Origin of the sequence: Citrobacter braakii (assembly GCF_009648935.1) — a bacterium.
In the GTDB taxonomy this organism is placed as follows: domain Bacteria; phylum Pseudomonadota; class Gammaproteobacteria; order Enterobacterales; family Enterobacteriaceae; genus Citrobacter; species Citrobacter braakii.
The window spans coordinates 4,483,717-4,499,965 of the sequence record NZ_CP045771.1 but is presented as its reverse complement, the minus strand read 5'-3'; the positions used below and the strand labels follow the sequence as shown (position 1 = coordinate 4,499,965).

At 51.0% G+C, this 16,249-nt stretch carries 16 protein-coding genes; 5 read left to right on the top strand and 11 right to left on the bottom strand.

The window, feature by feature from the left end; all coding sequences use genetic code 11:
* Positions 1-62: 62 nt before the first annotated feature.
* Positions 63-1,223: a pyridoxal phosphate-dependent aminotransferase gene (locus GFC06_RS21310; protein WP_153690628.1), complete on the top strand. Its 1,161-nt coding sequence runs from the start codon at positions 63-65 to the stop codon at positions 1,221-1,223.
* Here the strand turns inward: GFC06_RS21310 and GFC06_RS21305 are convergent, their stop codons facing one another.
* The 4 genes from GFC06_RS21305 to dsbG all read right to left on the bottom strand — a co-directional run bounded on the left by GFC06_RS21305 (position 1,224) and on the right by dsbG (position 5,071).
* Positions 1,224-1,841 carry an IbrB-like domain-containing protein gene (locus GFC06_RS21305; RefSeq protein WP_047501774.1) on the bottom strand — a complete coding sequence of 206 codons (618 nt, stop codon included), beginning with the start codon at positions 1,839-1,841 and terminating at the stop codon, positions 1,224-1,226.
* The gene (locus tag GFC06_RS21300) at positions 1,826-3,049 is read right to left on the bottom strand and encodes a phosphoadenosine phosphosulfate reductase (protein ID WP_049282451.1); all 1,224 of its coding nucleotides are present in this window, start codon (positions 3,047-3,049) and stop codon (positions 1,826-1,828) included. Before GFC06_RS21300 ends, GFC06_RS21305 begins: the two co-directional genes overlap by 16 nt.
* 149 nt (positions 3,050-3,198) lie before the next feature.
* Positions 3,199-4,119, bottom strand: coding sequence for a DNA-binding transcriptional repressor CitR (gene citR, locus GFC06_RS21295; RefSeq protein ID WP_049282450.1), 921 nt, complete (start codon positions 4,117-4,119; stop codon positions 3,199-3,201).
* Between the two features lie 205 nt (positions 4,120-4,324).
* Entirely contained in the window at positions 4,325-5,071 is a 747-nt protein-coding gene (dsbG, locus tag GFC06_RS21290) for a thiol:disulfide interchange protein DsbG (RefSeq protein WP_153690627.1), read from the bottom strand.
* 374 nt (positions 5,072-5,445) lie between these two features.
* On the opposite strand from dsbG, the gene ahpC reads away from it, so the two are divergent.
* Entirely contained in the window at positions 5,446-6,009 is a 564-nt protein-coding gene (gene ahpC / locus GFC06_RS21285; RefSeq protein ID WP_004859485.1) for an alkyl hydroperoxide reductase subunit C, read from the top strand.
* A 154-nt stretch (positions 6,010-6,163) separates the two neighbouring features.
* Positions 6,164-7,729, top strand: a complete 1,566-nt coding sequence (ahpF, locus tag GFC06_RS21280) for an alkyl hydroperoxide reductase subunit F (RefSeq protein ID WP_153690626.1) — start codon at positions 6,164-6,166, stop codon at positions 7,727-7,729.
* 250 nt (positions 7,730-7,979) lie between these two features.
* Here the strand turns inward: ahpF and uspG are convergent, their stop codons facing one another.
* Complete coding sequence (uspG, locus tag GFC06_RS21275; protein ID WP_016152215.1) at positions 7,980-8,408, bottom strand: universal stress protein UspG; 429 nt, start codon at positions 8,406-8,408, stop codon at positions 7,980-7,982.
* Between the two features lie 187 nt (positions 8,409-8,595).
* Positions 8,596-9,006, bottom strand: coding sequence for a nucleoside diphosphate kinase regulator (gene rnk / locus GFC06_RS21270; RefSeq protein WP_005120853.1), 411 nt, complete (start codon positions 9,004-9,006; stop codon positions 8,596-8,598).
* 275 nt (positions 9,007-9,281) lie between these two features.
* Here rnk and GFC06_RS21265 point away from each other — a divergent pair, with 275 nt between their 5' ends.
* Positions 9,282-10,112, top strand: coding sequence for an alpha/beta fold hydrolase (locus GFC06_RS21265; protein WP_053388577.1), 831 nt, complete (start codon positions 9,282-9,284; stop codon positions 10,110-10,112).
* 96 nt (positions 10,113-10,208) lie between these two features.
* The gene (locus tag GFC06_RS21260; protein ID WP_047359504.1) at positions 10,209-10,832 is read left to right on the top strand and encodes a flavin reductase family protein; all 624 of its coding nucleotides are present in this window, start codon (positions 10,209-10,211) and stop codon (positions 10,830-10,832) included.
* A gap of 41 nt (positions 10,833-10,873) precedes the next feature.
* Here GFC06_RS21260 and rna read toward each other — a convergent pair whose 3' ends face one another.
* From rna to citF, 5 genes are all read right to left on the bottom strand, one after another.
* A complete protein-coding gene (gene rna, locus GFC06_RS21255) occupies positions 10,874-11,680 on the bottom strand; it encodes a ribonuclease I (protein ID WP_153690625.1) in 807 nt (268 codons plus the stop codon).
* Positions 11,681-11,790: 110 nt separating this feature from the next.
* Positions 11,791-13,254 carry a citrate/succinate antiporter CitT gene (gene citT / locus GFC06_RS21250; protein ID WP_016152219.1) on the bottom strand — a complete coding sequence of 488 codons (1,464 nt, stop codon included), beginning with the start codon at positions 13,252-13,254 and terminating at the stop codon, positions 11,791-11,793.
* Positions 13,255-13,279: 25 nt separating this feature from the next.
* The gene (gene citG / locus GFC06_RS21245) at positions 13,280-14,185 is read right to left on the bottom strand and encodes a triphosphoribosyl-dephospho-CoA synthase CitG (RefSeq protein WP_047501763.1); all 906 of its coding nucleotides are present in this window, start codon (positions 14,183-14,185) and stop codon (positions 13,280-13,282) included.
* Entirely contained in the window at positions 14,154-14,708 is a 555-nt protein-coding gene (gene citX, locus GFC06_RS21240; RefSeq protein WP_153690624.1) for a citrate lyase holo-[acyl-carrier protein] synthase, read from the bottom strand. The genes citG and citX overlap by 32 nt, the downstream gene beginning before the upstream one ends.
* A 3-nt stretch (positions 14,709-14,711) precedes the next feature.
* Positions 14,712-16,244: a citrate lyase subunit alpha gene (gene citF / locus GFC06_RS21235; RefSeq protein ID WP_016152222.1), complete on the bottom strand. Its 1,533-nt coding sequence runs from the start codon at positions 16,242-16,244 to the stop codon at positions 14,712-14,714.
* Positions 16,245-16,249: the final 5 nt, after the last annotated feature.

Genomic DNA, 16,249 nt, shown 5'->3' with positions numbered 1-16,249 from the left:
CCAAATATTAGCATCGTGCTATAGTGGCTTCAACCACAACATCACCCGCTGGGATAACAATAATGAGTAATAACCCGCTGATTCCGCAAAGCAAACTGCCTAATCTTGGCACCACTATCTTCACGCAAATGAGCGCGCTGGCGCAGCAGCATCAGGCCATTAACCTCTCGCAGGGATTTCCTGATTTTGACGGGCCACTCTTTTTGCAGGAACGTCTGGCGTATCACGTCGCGCATGGCGCAAACCAGTATGCGCCGATGACGGGCGTACAGCCGCTGCGCGAAGCCATTGCGGATAAAACCGCGCAGTTGTACGGCTATAAACCTGATGCGAATAGTGAAGTGACCGTGACGGCGGGAGCCACAGAAGCGCTGTTCGCCGCAATTACGGCGCTGGTGCGTCCTGGCGATGAGGTGATTTGTTTTGACCCGAGCTACGACAGCTATGCGCCCGCGGTCGAATTATCCGGCGGCGTAGTTAAACGTATCGCGCTGCAACCGCCGTCTTTTCGCGTCAACTGGCAGGAATTTAGCGCTGTACTCAGCGATCGTACCCGACTGGTGATCCTTAACACGCCGCACAATCCTTCCGCCACCGTATGGCATCACGCCGATTTTGATGCCCTGTGGCAGGCGATTAAAGAACGCGAGATCTTTGTCATCAGCGACGAAGTTTATGAGCACATTTGCTTCGCCGGACAGGGACATGCCAGCGTGCTGGCGCATTCACAGCTGCGCGAACGCGCGGTTGCCGTTTCATCGTTTGGGAAGACCTACCATATGACCGGCTGGAAAGTCGGCTACTGCGTTGCGCCTGCCGCCATTAGCGCTGAATTACGCAAGGTACACCAGTATCTGACGTTCTCAGTGAATACGCCGGCTCAGTTGGCGCTGGCGGATATGCTGCGGGAGGATCCAACACACTATCGTGAGTTGCCAGCCTTTTATCAGAAAAAACGCGATGTGTTGGTGAACGCGCTGCGTGACAGCCGACTGGAAATTTTGCCGTGTGAAGGCACCTATTTTCTGCTGGTCGATTACAGTGCCGTCTCCACGCTTAACGACGTTGAGTTTTGCCAGTGGCTGACCAAAGAAGTGGGCGTTGCCGCGATCCCGTTGTCGGTTTTCTGCGCCGATCCTTTCCCGCATAAGCTGATTCGCCTATGTTTTGCCAAGCAAGAATCGACGCTGCTGGCGGCAGCCGAACGTCTGGTTGCGCTGTAGTTATTTTACTGTCCAGGCTTTGGAGAAGCGACGGTCGGCAAACAACTCTTGCAGACCGTTAATTTGTTTCAGACGTAAAACCTCATCGTCGTCCATACCTAACTCTTTACTGATTTTCTCTGCGCTCCATCCCAGTAGTGATAATTCACGAACGATTTCCGACATGGCATGAATTTTATGCCGCCCACGGGCACGGTTATGACGAATTGTCGCTGCCATGCGTTCATGGCGCTCACGCTGTAAACAGGTGACCGGCAGGTAGCCATGCAGGCGTGATTTCAGCGACGGTTTGCTTTTACCTAGCTCATGACGGTGGAAACCATCGACAATTTCGTATTCTTCCTCCGTGGAGTGAACTACCACGATGGGCTGCGTGAATCCGTCTGCTTCGAGGGATTTCTGCAGCAGCTTTTTCTCCGGAGGCGCAACGTTATTAGGGTTATAGTCATTGGGTGAGATATGCTCGTTTTTAATCCATAGTACACAGTCTACTGGCTCTTCGCGAAAAGGGCTGACGCTGTGGATAGCCATTCTGAATTGGTTGATTGCTTCAATTCGTTCTTCTTCTGACAGCCCAGAAAGAAAACCAGTGAGTTCTTGAGTTAGTCGGTGTTGCATAAGATTCCCCATTGCTGGCGTTTTATTTTCATGCGTTCATTATAACGTTGGTAGTTTTTGGGTTTTGTGGGGCTGAATGACAGCGCCCGGCACCAGTAGTCGTTATTCAGCAGGACTTTACAGATACGCCGCCATGACGGAATATCCGCTGAGCCAATATCTTTTTCCTGAGTTTGCGGGATATTGTCCATGCCCTTTTTCTTATACCACTGCAAATAGATGGCGATTTTATTGCGATAATGCTCAGCGGTCTTTTCCGGCATGCTGTTGAGCAGCAGCATGGCGTATTCCTGCCAGTTTAAATGTTCGGGTTTCAATATTTTGCGGTGCCCGTAAAAATGGTTGTCCTGACCGGCATAAATTCCGCCACTTTTTACACCGCTGACACGGGCGCACATGGTTGCCCAACGCTCGGGTTCAATGACGTGATATAGCCATAATCCCTGACGCTGTTCCGGGCCAAAGGGCTCACAAATACGCATGTAACGTGTTGGGACACCGGCCTGATACATGAGATTGTATAAGGGATTGCACGACATTCTGGTTTTTGCGAACCAGGTCCAGATATCGGCAGTTTTCCAGTCATAAATCGGGTAAATATACCAGGTATGCCCGCCGGGGGCGCTGGTGGTCCAGGGTTTATCATCGGCAAAGCGCTGCTTTTGCGAATTGGCAATGGCGACAAAACGATTATATGACTCATCGGCGCGGATCCCGACCATCATGCCGGCTGGACGTTTCTCTGAATACCAGTCAGCGAACTCGCGAACAAATTGTTCAAAGGTCATGCCGGGTTGATAGAAGGAGAAATACTCTGGATCGGTTATGGCATCCGTGGGAGGCTGGCGAACCCACGGAGTACCGGGTTCCCAACACTGCCATTCTGGCTGAAATTGAGAGAGGGAATTCTGGGTGGTGAGCGGTAAAGCCACCCAATAAAAGCGCTCGATGACATCAGAATAACGTGCACGAAGCGCCTCAACATAATCAATAGTGCAGGAAAATTGGGCTTCCCAGTCGATAAATAGTACGTCAATTTTTTTATGCAGTTGGCGTGCAAGCATAGCTGTCAGATGTAACATCAGTCCTGAATCTTTCCCGCCGGAGAAAGAGACACAAACCCGAGGCAGAGTTTCCAGCGCCCAGGTTATGCGCTCCAGAGCGGCGTCCAGCACGTTTTGATCAAGCGGGATTTTATAAATAGACATATTAAACTCATATCAAAATTATTATTTAAAACAATAACAAATGCTGACAATAAGATATGCTAATTTTTTCCAGGTGCAACGTTTTAATACATTCATGGTTATTTTGAATTGCCTTCATTCATAAATATATAAAATGAATAGGTAAAGCTCTACTTGTTAGTCCTTTGGTCATTTTTATCATTTATTTTATTAATTAAATTAACGAAGCCAGTATTGTTGAGTGACGCTCTGTTATACATTAAAAATAAATTTATTTTGGGTAAGGGGATATCGATACGGATCTCTTTTAAATTAAATGAGCCGATATATTGTTCGTAAACATCTCTTGGTAACAGACCTATGATATCTGTGTTTGAAATAATATTAATGATCGTTATTAATGAGTCGCTGCGGAAGCCAATATCTCGATTAGCCAGCAATGCGCTGGTTTTTTGCCAGTATTCTTTAACGCCAGGATCTTCAGAGATAAGTTGCGTGAACTGTTCTTTTAATATTGTTTCAAGCGTACTTTCTCCATTAATTCTCGGATGGTTTTTGTTGCAAACTAATATTGTTTCAGCAGTTTTAAATGGCGAGCATATTATCGAACGATTACTCACTGGAGCGGTAGCAATGACTAAATCTGCTTTTCTGTAAGCCAACAGATTTTCCGTGCTTTCAGCAGTGATCAGTATGTTATGGTGCTCAATTTCGACATGCGAGTCTTCTCTGAGAAAATGAATAACTTCCTCGATGTTGATAATGGTTGGCAGTTGTGGACAGTAAATAACGAATTTTTTCTTCAGACTGGAGTTATTCATGATGTTTAGTGTCTGCTCCAGACTGTTGAGGTTTTTCTCAAGATGATGATGGAGGTTAATCCCCATAATCGTTGGCGTTAGGCCTTTTCCGGAGCGGATAAACAGTGGGTCATTAAATTGTGTGCGTAGCCGTTGCAGTGACTGGCTAACGGCAGAGGGGGTGATATACAAAGTTTCGGCAGCTTTAGTGATACTCAAATGTTGATAAATACACTCAAAGATAACCAATAGATTGAGATCGAACTTTTTAAGGTCATAGAGGTTAGCCATACATACCTTCCTGTGATGGTCATGTTTTGAAAAATTTAATTCTGAAATATTTTAAGTTGTGAATATTCTTGTGATTTATGTTTGTGTGCTTAATGAATTATTAATTTAAACTAAAAATAGCACATGTTGCGTAATTTTGACCAAAAAAGTTAATTTAAATGAGTGATTGACATGGGAATGATAACAACCACTCATTTTTTCACATTTATTTATTACCCATGATAATGTTTAATTTCTCCTTATCCGGTAAGCCGACTTCCTGTTGTAACGTATCGTCTTTACTCATGTAATAGATAGCCGGCGTGACGTTGGCGCCTAAATCATCCATCAACTTTTGATTGATATTCAACACTTTCATCTGCTCCGGTGAGACGGAAGTCGGGATTTGTAGCTTCATTTTCCCACCGGATGCCTCATAGTCATGCCAGGTCTTGGCCGGATCTTTTGCGGCCAGAATCGCTGCGGCGGTAGCCGGGCTTTCGGGTTTAATTACGCCAACCAGTAATGTGCGCAACTGAACTTTACCTGAGTCCACCCACGGGCGAGCCTGCTGCCAGAACTGTTTGCAATAGGGACAGAAGGGATCGGCAAACACGTAGACAATGACCGGAGCCTCTTTTTTCCCGTCCAGAATCCAGGATGCTTTTTCCATTCGCTGCCACATTTCGCGCCCGGCAGGGGCGTAGATCTCTTTTTCTATCAGCGTATTACTGAGGTTTTCGCCTTTTTCGTTATACATATAACCGGAAATGGCGTGTTTGCCGTCAGGCGTAACATAGATAGTAACGCCCATATCCTGGTATTTTCCCAGGTAGCCCTTCATTCCACCCGGCGCGTCGAAGGGTTTCAGAATAGTAATGCCCTGTTTCTCAATAGCTTTAACGGGAGCAGGAAGTTCTTCGGCGTGCACCACGGCAGGAAGCAGGGTTAAGAGTAAGGTACGTTTAAACATTGATTTTCCTTATAAAATCAGAAGGAAAGGGGGCTAAGTTGCAAAACCTATCGCAGCCATAGGTAAGATCGACCGTCTGTCGATTGCCCTTTCTTGAGTGGGGTGATGTAATCCCAATCGCTGTTACGACCTTTGTTAAGGTAATGTAGAGCGCAACACATAGCCAGCCCTGCTGGCACTGACGTTACCTGCGGGTAGCTCGGGTAATGAGGCTCCCTGCAAAGGGGGCCTTTTTTACTTTTATCTTTAGGTTCACAACATGAGTTTGAGTGGGTTGTTAGTTAACGCTTATTGATTTGATAAAGGAAACGCATTAGCCCTGCGAAGAGATTTTCGTTAACTTATCTCTCAACGAAAACACGGAGGAAGTACAGATGTCTTTGATTAATACCAAAATTAAACCTTTCAAAAACCAGGCGTTCAAAAACGGTGAGTTCATCGAAGTAACCGAGAAAGATACCGAAGGTCGCTGGAGCGTCTTCTTCTTCTACCCGGCTGACTTTACTTTCGTTTGCCCGACCGAGCTGGGTGATGTGGCTGACCATTACGAAGAACTGCAGAAACTGGGCGTAGATGTCTATTCCGTATCTACTGACACCCACTTCACCCACAAAGCGTGGCACAGCAGCTCTGACACCATCGCGAAAATCAAATACGCGATGATCGGCGACCCGACTGGCGCCCTGACCCGTAACTTCGACAACATGCGTGAAGATGAAGGTCTGGCTGACCGCGCAACCTTCGTTGTAGACCCGCAGGGTATCATCCAGGCAATCGAAGTTACCGCTGAAGGTATCGGCCGTGATGCGTCTGACCTGCTGCGTAAAATTAAAGCCGCACAGTACGTTGCCTCTCACCCAGGTGAAGTTTGCCCGGCGAAATGGAAAGAAGGCGAAGCGACCCTGGCTCCATCCTTAGATCTGGTCGGTAAGATTTAAGTCGCATAATTTGTCGGCCGGATAAACGCAGTGCATCCGGCCATTCCACAGGCGCAGTTTGCGCCTGTTTCATTCCAGCACCATGACGCAAGTTGCATTAATGCAGTCCCGCAAAGTCGGCTTGCATGATGATGTTTTCAGAGAGGGAAGAAGAATGCTCGACACAAATATGAAAACCCAGCTCAAGGCTTATCTTGAGAAACTGACCAAACCTGTTGAGCTGATTGCTACGCTGGATGACAGCGCCAAATCGGCAGAAATCAAGGAACTGCTGACTGAAATTGCTGAACTGTCAGAAAAAGTCACCTTTAAAGAAGACAATACTCTGGCGGTACGCAAGCCATCGTTCCTGATCACTAATCCAGGTTCTCACCAGGGGCCGCGCTTTGCCGGTTCTCCGCTGGGCCATGAGTTTACCTCCCTGGTGCTGGCGCTGCTGTGGACCGGTGGTCATCCGTCAAAAGAGGCGCAGGCGTTGCTGGAGCAGATCCGCGATCTCGACGGTGATTTTGAGTTTGAAACCTATTATTCGCTTTCCTGTCATAACTGTCCGGACGTGGTACAGGCGCTGAACCTGATGTCGGTACTGAATCCACGCATCAAGCATACGGCGATTGACGGCGGTACATTCCAGAACGAAATTACCGATCGCAACGTGATGGGCGTTCCGGCGGTGTATATGAACGGCAAAGAGTTCGGTCAGGGGCGTATGACGCTGACTGAGATCGTGGCGAAAGTAGATAGCGGCGCAGAAAAACGTGCGGCACAAGAGCTGAACAAACGTGATGCTTATGACGTGCTGATTGTCGGTTCCGGTCCTGCGGGGGCGGCAGCGGCAGTGTACTCTGCACGTAAAGGTATTCGCACCGGTCTGATGGGCGAACGTTTTGGCGGTCAGGTTCTTGATACCGTTGATATTGAAAACTACATCTCGGTACCGAAAACCGAAGGCCAGAAACTGGCGGGCGCGCTGAAAGCACACGTTGATGACTATGATGTTGATGTGATCGACAGCCAGAGCGCAAGTAAACTGGTTCCGGCGGCGCAGGAAGGCGGTTTACATCAGATTGAAACGGCATCCGGCGCGGTGCTTAAAGCACGCAGCATTATCATTGCCACCGGTGCGAAATGGCGCAACATGAACGTTCCGGGCGAAGATCAGTATCGCACCAAAGGCGTAACCTACTGCCCGCACTGCGATGGCCCGCTGTTTAAAGGCAAGCGCGTTGCAGTGATTGGTGGCGGCAACTCCGGTGTTGAAGCTGCTATTGATCTGGCAGGCATTGTTGAACATGTGACGCTGCTGGAGTTCGCACCTGAAATGAAGGCTGACCAGGTGCTGCAGAATAAGCTTCGCAGTCTGAAAAACGTCGATATTATTCTGAATGCGCAAACGACAGAAGTGAAAGGCGATGGCAGCAAAGTCACCGGCCTGGAGTATCGCGACCGCGTGAGTGGCGACGTTCACAGTGTGGAACTGGCGGGTATCTTTGTACAGATAGGTCTGCTGCCAAACACCAACTGGCTGGAAGGTGCCGTCGAGCGTAATCGCATGGGTGAAATCATCATCGATGCCAAGTGCGAAACCAACGTGAAGGGGGTTTTCGCCGCTGGTGACTGCACCACCGTACCATATAAGCAGATCATCATCGCGACCGGTGAAGGCGCGAAGGCCTCATTGAGTTCGTTTGATTATCTGATTCGCACGACAGTAGCATAAAAAAAGTAAGACACACCTGCAATGCCAAAACCGTCAGCCATCCGCTGGCGGTTTTTTATTTCCACGCTTTCAGATTGTCAATTCTTGAAACAATAAACCGCGTAACACATTCATTTAATGAGTCTGATCATTAGTTTCATCAAAGAAAGATGAGGCGTTTTCTTTATTATATCAACCTGCACTACGTTTTCATGGTCACCCCTGTCAGGCGTTAACCTGGCAGGGGTTTTCTTTAGCAAATTAGAGGCTATTAACGTACAACTAGCACTGGCAGAGTAGCGTGGCGAACAACGCTGGAAGCGTTTGAGCCGAGCAGATGAGTGCTGATTGATGGGTTGCGCGATCCAATGACGACCACATCCGCATTCAACTCTTCACCCAACTCGTTGACGACGTCACGTACGCTGCCAAAGCGGACGTGTTGTTTAATACGGGAAGGATCGATGCTGAAGTGACCGACCATCGTTTGCAGACGAGTTTCCGCTTCGTGTTGTAGATGCTCTTCAAAACGACGGACATCGGCTGCAAAGCGGTGCAGGCTTAAGCTTGCTGAGCCTGGCAGCACATGCAGCAGATGGATAACCCCGTTTTCCTGTGCCAGAAATTCTGCATGGCGAATAGCCTTGTCGCTCAGTTCCATTTCGAATACATCAACAGGCATTATGATTGTGTTGTACATAAACATTCTCCTTGTCATTACATGAACACATATCAGCATAGTATTAAAAATGATTCTGTCAGTCACGACACAGATTTATGTTTTGCGAACAGGAGATAAGGTGAGAGTCAGGAGCAGAGGACTAACCGGAAAGAGGATGCGGATGCATCCCCTGTAAGATAAAGCGAGTGGCTTTGATAAGACAGAGTTAGCGCAGGTAGTCGCCCGCAGCTTCAGGTTGGTACTCAAGCTCAATGACTTCAAGGTGTGTTGAGGTCCCGCCTGGTAGTTCCCAGTGAATGGTGTCGCCAACGCGCAGGCCCAGAAGTGCAGCGCCAACAGGTGCCATTACCGAAAGCTGTGTGCTGCTGTCAGTCATATTGGCCGGATACACCAGGGTACGCACACGGACTTCGCCATCACTCAGATTGCGGAATTTCACGCGGCTGTTCATGGTCACGACATCGTGCGGCATGGTTTCTGGTGAACACATTTGGGCACGATCCAGCTCGGCGTTCAGGGCGTCGGCAATCGGTAAACCAGCAAACGCAGGTTGCTCCAACAGGCGGTCAATGCGTTCCGCATCGAGGTCGTTAATGATGATAGTTGGTCTGGACATTTGTTACTCCATGTCGTCGATACTGCGGGTGCGCAGGTAAATAATCCCAAAAGAAAACCCTCACCGTCAGGCGGCAAGGGTTTAGCTTTTATGATGATACTGAGACTTACCCCAGGTTTGAAGTGATTTAGTTCACATTCAGGCAAATCATCAATATTGTTGCGTATGGTGTGATTTTAGCCGAAAAACGCGATCGTTCTCCAATTTGCATTATGCTTTTTAAGCGCTCGCTGCGGGCGCGTCAAACAACTCAGTGTTCCGCGACAGGAGATCTCATGAGCCAGTACGACAAACTTACCTTGAAAGACGGCAGCTATTTGCATTTTAAAGATTGGGGAAGTGGGCAGCCTATCGTCTTTAGCCATGGCTGGCCGCTGACGGCAGATGCGTTTGAGGATCAGATGCTGTTCCTCGGGTCGAAAGGATTTCGGGTGATCGCCCATGACAGGCGCGGGCATGGGCGTTCAGCCCAACCCTGGGATGGTCACAATATGGATCAGTATGCTGACGATCTGGCTGAACTTACCGCGCATCTCAATCTTAAAGATGCCGTACATGTCGGACACTCTACCGGGGGCGGGGAAGTGGCGAGGTACATTGGTCGCCATGGAACGCAGCGGGTAGCCAAAGCGGTGTTAATCGGCGCGGTGACGCCCATAATGATCAAGACCGACTTTAACCCAAATGGTGTGCCGAAAGAGGTGTTTGATGGCATCCGTGAGGGAGTGATAAACGATCGCGCTGCCTTCTTCTATGAACTGACCGCTGCATTCTATGGCTACAACCGCCCGGGCGTAAATGCGTCGAAAGCCGTTCGTGAAAGCTTTGTTGAACAGGGCTTACAAGGTTCCATCAAAGCGTTGTACGACTGTATTCACGCGTTTTCAGAAACTGACCTGCGTGAGGATCTCAAAAGGATGACTATCCCGACGCTGGTGATCCATGGTGATGACGATCAGATTGTCCCGTTTGAAACCTGCGGAAAGGTTGCGGCGGAAATACTGCCGGACGCGCAGTTGAAGGTGTATGTTGGCGGTTCGCATGGCATTTGCACTACCCATAAACAACAGATCAACGGCGATCTGCTCAACTTTATTCAATCGTAATCTTTAGCGGATTGTTCTACGCTGATCTTCTTTTTCCAGGGAGATGAGCGAAGCATAATTTGTGCTGCGCTGATGTTAACTTCAACAGAGAACACTATGTATTTCTATCAACCATCACAAGGACACGGCTTACCGCATGACCCGCTGAATGCCATCATTGGACCGCGCCCTATTGGCTGGATTGCCTCCCGCGACAGCGATGGTCGGCATAACCTTGCACCGTACAGTTTCTTTAACTGCTTTAATTATCACCCGCCGATTATTGGTTTCGCCAGCAGCGGCTGGAAAGACAGCGTGCAGAATATTATCGACACCGGTGAGTTTGTCTGGAATCTGACGACTCTTGAGTTGGCCAGTGCGATGAACGAAACGTCAGCCAGCTTGCCTCACGGCGAGGATGAGTTTTTTGCCGCCGGGCTTAGCAAAGCAGATAGTCGGATAGTCAGCGTGCCGCGGGTGGCGCAAAGCCCGGTCAATTTTGAGTGTCGCTTATCGCAAAGTCTGCAACTGACCACCGCTGATGGTTCGCCTGTTGAAACCTGGCTGGTGCTGGGAGAAGTGGTGGGTATTCATATTGATGAAACGCTACTGGAAGGCGGCATCTACCAGACGGCGAAAGCAAAACCGGTACTGCGTGCGGGCGGGCCAACGGCGTATTATTCGATAAGTGAAACACACCGCTTTGATTTAATTCGCCCGGATGCCCGTTCAAAACGCTAACCATATGGACCGACGCCAGCTTGCCGCGCCGGTCGTTATTTTCAGTATCCCACTTTGTCGATAATAAACTGTTTACCGCAGTTACCCGGATGCGGTTGCGGTAAGAATGACTGTGCGGATAACGTCTGGTTAATGGTGTCGGCTTTCAGGGACAACTGGATTTCTGTGAGATAGGCCGGATTGCCGTGGCAGCTTAGCTTCACGGCTTTAACGTTCTCTCTGCCCCAGCTTTTAGCGACGGCGGCGTCAAATGCGCTGCGGCTGACGGTTTTGCCGTAGTTTTCCGCGAGGAATTTGCCAGCCTCGCTGTTCTTAACCTCATTATTCATCCGTACCATCGTGCCGAAGTATGCGTCGGGATCAAAACCGAAACAGGCGCCATGTTTGGCATATTCGTAACGTTCCAGACAGGTTCTCCCGCCGGCACCGGGCATTACGGCACTGAGTTTTGCCGCGCTTTCCAGCGACAGGCCCGTTTCGGGAGCCGCGCATTTACGGCTGGCGCGCGCTTCAGGCAGGTTGGGAATAGGGCGAGTCGCGCAGCCAAAGCGCATCCAGCGGCGGTTGTCTACTCCACGGGCGGCGATGGATTTTGGCAGGCTGGGCCATAAACCGTGAACGGTCAGGAAATCTGCTTTGTCCGCGCTCTCTTTTTGCAGACGACATTCGGCGGGCTCTTGACGATTTCTCTCGTGTTGGCTCTGACAAAATCCGGTTTGCCAGGAGAGGGCCAGCACGTAGCTGTCAAAATCAGCGTACTGTTTTGCCTGAAGTTCATCGGCCTGAGCCGCAGAAACTGGGAGCAGAAGTGCTGCCAGCAGCGAAGAATAACGCCATGTTGATGTCATGATGATTTCGGATACTTATATAAATTCTGAATATCATCTATTTAATCATAAAAAATGCCAGTCAGGTTTAGCTGACTGGCATCATTTTCATCAGGCGGGAACCCGAATGATTAGCTCCACATTGCCAGAATCGGCCAGCCGACCAGCAGAAGCATAGAGATGTAGATAACGCCGAAGATAGCACCCAGACGCCAGTAGTCTTTGGACTTCACATAACCGCAGCCGTAAATAATAACGCCAGGGCCAGTTGCATACGGAGTCAGACAGCCCATGATACCGATGGACAGTACCAGCAGGATACACAGGTGTTCCATCGGAACGCCCGGGATGCCTTTACCGACGGCCAGAATAACCGGCAGCATGGTGGCGGTGTGTGCGGAAAGGCTGGCAAACAGGTAGTGAGCAAAATAGAACACCAGCACCAGAACGATCACGGTCGCGTTAGGCGAGAAGCCTTCCAGGTGCGAGCTCATCGTGTTGGCGAACCAGTCGATGAAGCCTGAGCGGGTTAAACCATTCGCCATAACGACCAGCGTGGCGAGGTTAACCAGGGTGTTCCATGCGCTGTTATAACGGGTGATGTCTTTCCACGGGACAACGTGCAGCGCCAGCATCAGCGAGACTGCCAGCAGACCCACAGCGGTCGCATCAATCAGTTTACCGCCAAAGACCCACAGACCCAGGCTGAGCAGAACCAGACCGATCAGGGTCAGCTCTTTACGCGTCAGTTTACCCATGGTTTTCAGTTCATCACCAGCCCACGCGGCAACTTCAGCACTGTGAGTAACTTCTGGCTTGTAAAGAACATAGGACAGCCACGGAGCAACGATCAGCAAAATAATACCAACCGGCAGGAAGCTGAGGAACCATTGCAACCAGCTGATTTGAATACCGGCAATTTTATTGACGAATTCCAGACCCAGCACGTTAGGTGCAGCACCGGTAACGAACATAGAGGAGCTCAGGCTGGTACTGATTACCATCATCCACATCAGATATCCGCCGATACGGCGCGCGGACGGATCGTTCGGGAATGATTTAAACAGCGGCGGCAGGTTTTTGATAACCGGGAATACGGTACCACCGGTACGCGCGGTGTTGGACGGTGTAAACGGCGCCAGCAGTATGTCGATGATGACAATCGCGTAGCCCAGCGTCAGGGTGCGCTTACCCATGAATTTTACCAGGAACAGCGCGATACGACGACCCAGACCGGTGACTTCATAGCCCAGCGCGAAGATAAACGCGCCAAACACCAACCACACGGTAGTGCTGGAGAAGCCTGCCAGACCCCATTTCAGCGCTTGCTTACCCGCTTTAAACGCCGGGTCGGCCAGCTCTGAAGCATCAAACAGCAGATAGTTGCTGCCGATGACGCAGATCGTTACGGCGATAAAGCTTATCGCTGTTGCCGGGATTGGCTCCAGGATCATCCCGACAATCATTGCCACGAAAACGGCAAAATAGTGCCAGGCCTGCGGGGGCATTCCATCAGGGACAGGGATAAGAAACATGACGCCCATTACGACCAATGGGGCCAGTAATTTCCATATTTTATCTTTTGCTAAAGACATGTGTGTGATTCTCCGGAAAGGATCTTTAATTGTGATAATGATGAACTTGTGAAATCTGAGCTAAGAACCAGGTGACGATCAGCAGGTCGGCGCAGCCTCCTGGGCTGAGGTTGCGTTCAATGCACTGTTGGTCGAACTGGCGCAGGTATTCGAGATCGGCAGGGGTGCGAATCCCCCCTTGCTGCAAAAGAGTTGTGGCCTGCTGCTGTAGCCAGCGCAGACCTTCTGCGCCGCCACGTGAAGCCACGTTGGTGTCGCCATTGATAGACATCAGCAGCAATAACGTGTCGAGTAGCGCCAGTTCAGGATCGCGGCCCTGAGTCAGCAGTGCGCGGTAGTGCGGCAGGGCATGCTGGATGACTAGCGGGTATCCCGCTTCGGCTTCGCCCCGTGCGCCGGTTAATCCCAGTTGCTGATAAAGACGTTGGCCAGCCGTGAGTTGTTGATTGTTCTGGCGCAGTTCGCGCTCGGTCAGGCCACGGCAAAATGTTGCTACCGTAGAGCAAAGGGTTTCAGCGGTAACAGTCAGTTGGAGCTGGTGCAGGCGGCCAATGGCGGCACACAGCAGCCCCAGTGAAAAGATGCTCCCTTTATGGGTGTTTACCCCCTCGGTGGCGCGAAACATATCGGCTTCGCAGGCCATGCCCAGTGGGCGCAGTCCTTTCAACACATCTTCGGGCGACAGCTGTGCGCTAAACGCCCCATATTCAATAAAACGCGGCAGCCAGGCCTGAATTGCCTCAGCGCTGCGATGAAAATCTTCCAGCGCCATATCTTTATGTGCGCCGTTGTTAATACGATCCACCAGACCTGGTTTGGGCGACAGGTTGACTTCAGTCAACATGGCCCGCCACGCAAGCGTTGCGTAAGCGTCAGGCAGATCCAGAGGAAGGACTGCGTTATTGGTTGATGTTGCGGGAATCGGCATCATGCAGCAGAGCCTCCATCTGAGAGAGTAAGTCGGAAAGCGCGTGGGTTTTACCCCGCGCACATTCGGCAGCGCTTTGCTCGCACAGCAGACAGCGGCGGGCAGGGAGTGCGAAATGACGCCGGGACAGAATTTCCCCTTCAGGGGTCAGGACATCGATGTCCCATAGCCGTCCCAGCGGATGTGAATGCTCAAGTTCAATCGTGGCGAGCTTGAGATCGTGGGCCGGGGCCTCAATAGACAAAAGACCTTCCGGACCGCTGGCAGAAACCAGCGCCGTTTGCTCCCTGACAATCCAGGCGAATTTTTCCGCCAGCGCGAGCAGGGCGGTGACGCCGTGATTAAAGATGCGACGGGTTAATGCGCTGTCTTTAATCGGACCCGGTGCGACCACGGTAAATGAGACCAGTGGCGCGTGATGACGCGTCAGCCAGGCATGTTGCCTTACTTGTCTCTCATCCCGGCTGGCGAGCAGCTCGGGAATCGAAACCGCGTTTTGGGTGGCGTGTTCAGGGAGCAGGCGCATGGCTTATTCCTTCACCTGATGCACAACGTCAATCACCGAGCCATCGCGGTAACGCACAACGGCAATCACGCGGTCGGTGAATTCGATAGCGCGTGGCTGACCGGTGAGCTGCTGTGCACGTTCGCGCAGCCATTCAATGGACACCACTTTCATACCGGCTTCTTTCAGACGTTCAGCCAGTTCCGGACGCGCAGGGTTAACGGCGATACCGTGGTCAGTGACCAGGATGTCTACGCTGGAGCCCGGGGTTACGCAGGTCAGGACGTTATCAACCAGCGTCGGGATGCGTCCGCGAACCAGCGGAGCGACAATGATGGAAAGCGCAGCGGCAACCGCAGTATCGCAGTGACCGCCGGATGCGCCGCGCAGTACGCCGTCAGAACCGGTCAGTACGTTAACGTTGAAGCTGGTATCAACTTCCAGCGCGCTCAGTACCACGACGTCCAGACGATCGACGGAGGCGCCTTTTGAGCCCCAGTTGGCATACTGGTTGGCACTGATCTCAATGTGGTTTGGATTGCGGGCCAGCGACTCTGCCGCGTTACGGTCAAAGCTCTGTACGTCCAGCAGTTTGCGAATCAGGCCTTTTTCGTGCAGGTCAACGATGGTAGCGGTGATGCCGCCTAGGGCGAAGTCAGCACGGATATCGCGGCTGCGCATCTTGTCTTCCAGGAAACGAGTAACGGCCAGAGAAGCGCCGCCGGTTCCTGTCTGCAGTGAGAAGCCTTCATTGAAGTAACCGGAGTTAGCAATGACGTCTGCCGCGCTACGGGCAATTAACAGTTCACGCGGGTTGGTGGTCATGCGTGTCGCATCAGCACCGATTTTGTCCGCATCGCCGACCTGATCGATCTGTACAATCAGATCCACCTGATCCTGCGTAATGCTGGCCGGGTTATGTGGATAGGTCAGCAGCTGTTCAGTCAGCAGGACAACCTGTTTTGCATTTTCGGCATCGACGCGGGCATAGCCCAGTGAACCACAGCACGCTTTACCGGTATAGCCGTTAGCGTTACCAAACTGGTCGCAGGACGGTACGCCGAGGAACGCCACATCAATGCTGAGTTCGCCACTTTGCACCAGGTGTACACGGCCGCCATGGGAGTGGACCTGCACAGGCTCGGCCAGCAGGCCACGCGAGATCTCTTCCGCCAGCGGGCCACGCAGCCCGGAGGTGTAAATACGGCTGACCACGCCCTGACGGATGTGCTCAACCAGCGGAGCATGGCAGTCGCTCAGGGAGCTGGAGGCCAGCGTCAGATTTTTAAAGCCCATTCTGGCGATGGCGTCCATCACCAGGTTAATCGTCAGATCGCCACCGCGAAAAGCGTGGTGGAAAGAGATGGTCATGCCATCCTGTAAACCTGAACGACGAATGGCGTCTTCCAGGTTAGCGCACAGCTTTTTGTCGCGCGGTTTTTGCGCCTGTAATTCAACTTTTGCGGTGCTCTGATAAGCGGAAAGCTCACTTTCTGCATGACGGCTCCAGGTCGCCACGCGATCCTGGCGTTGAGACTGTTCGATTTTCTGCGTCATTTTTA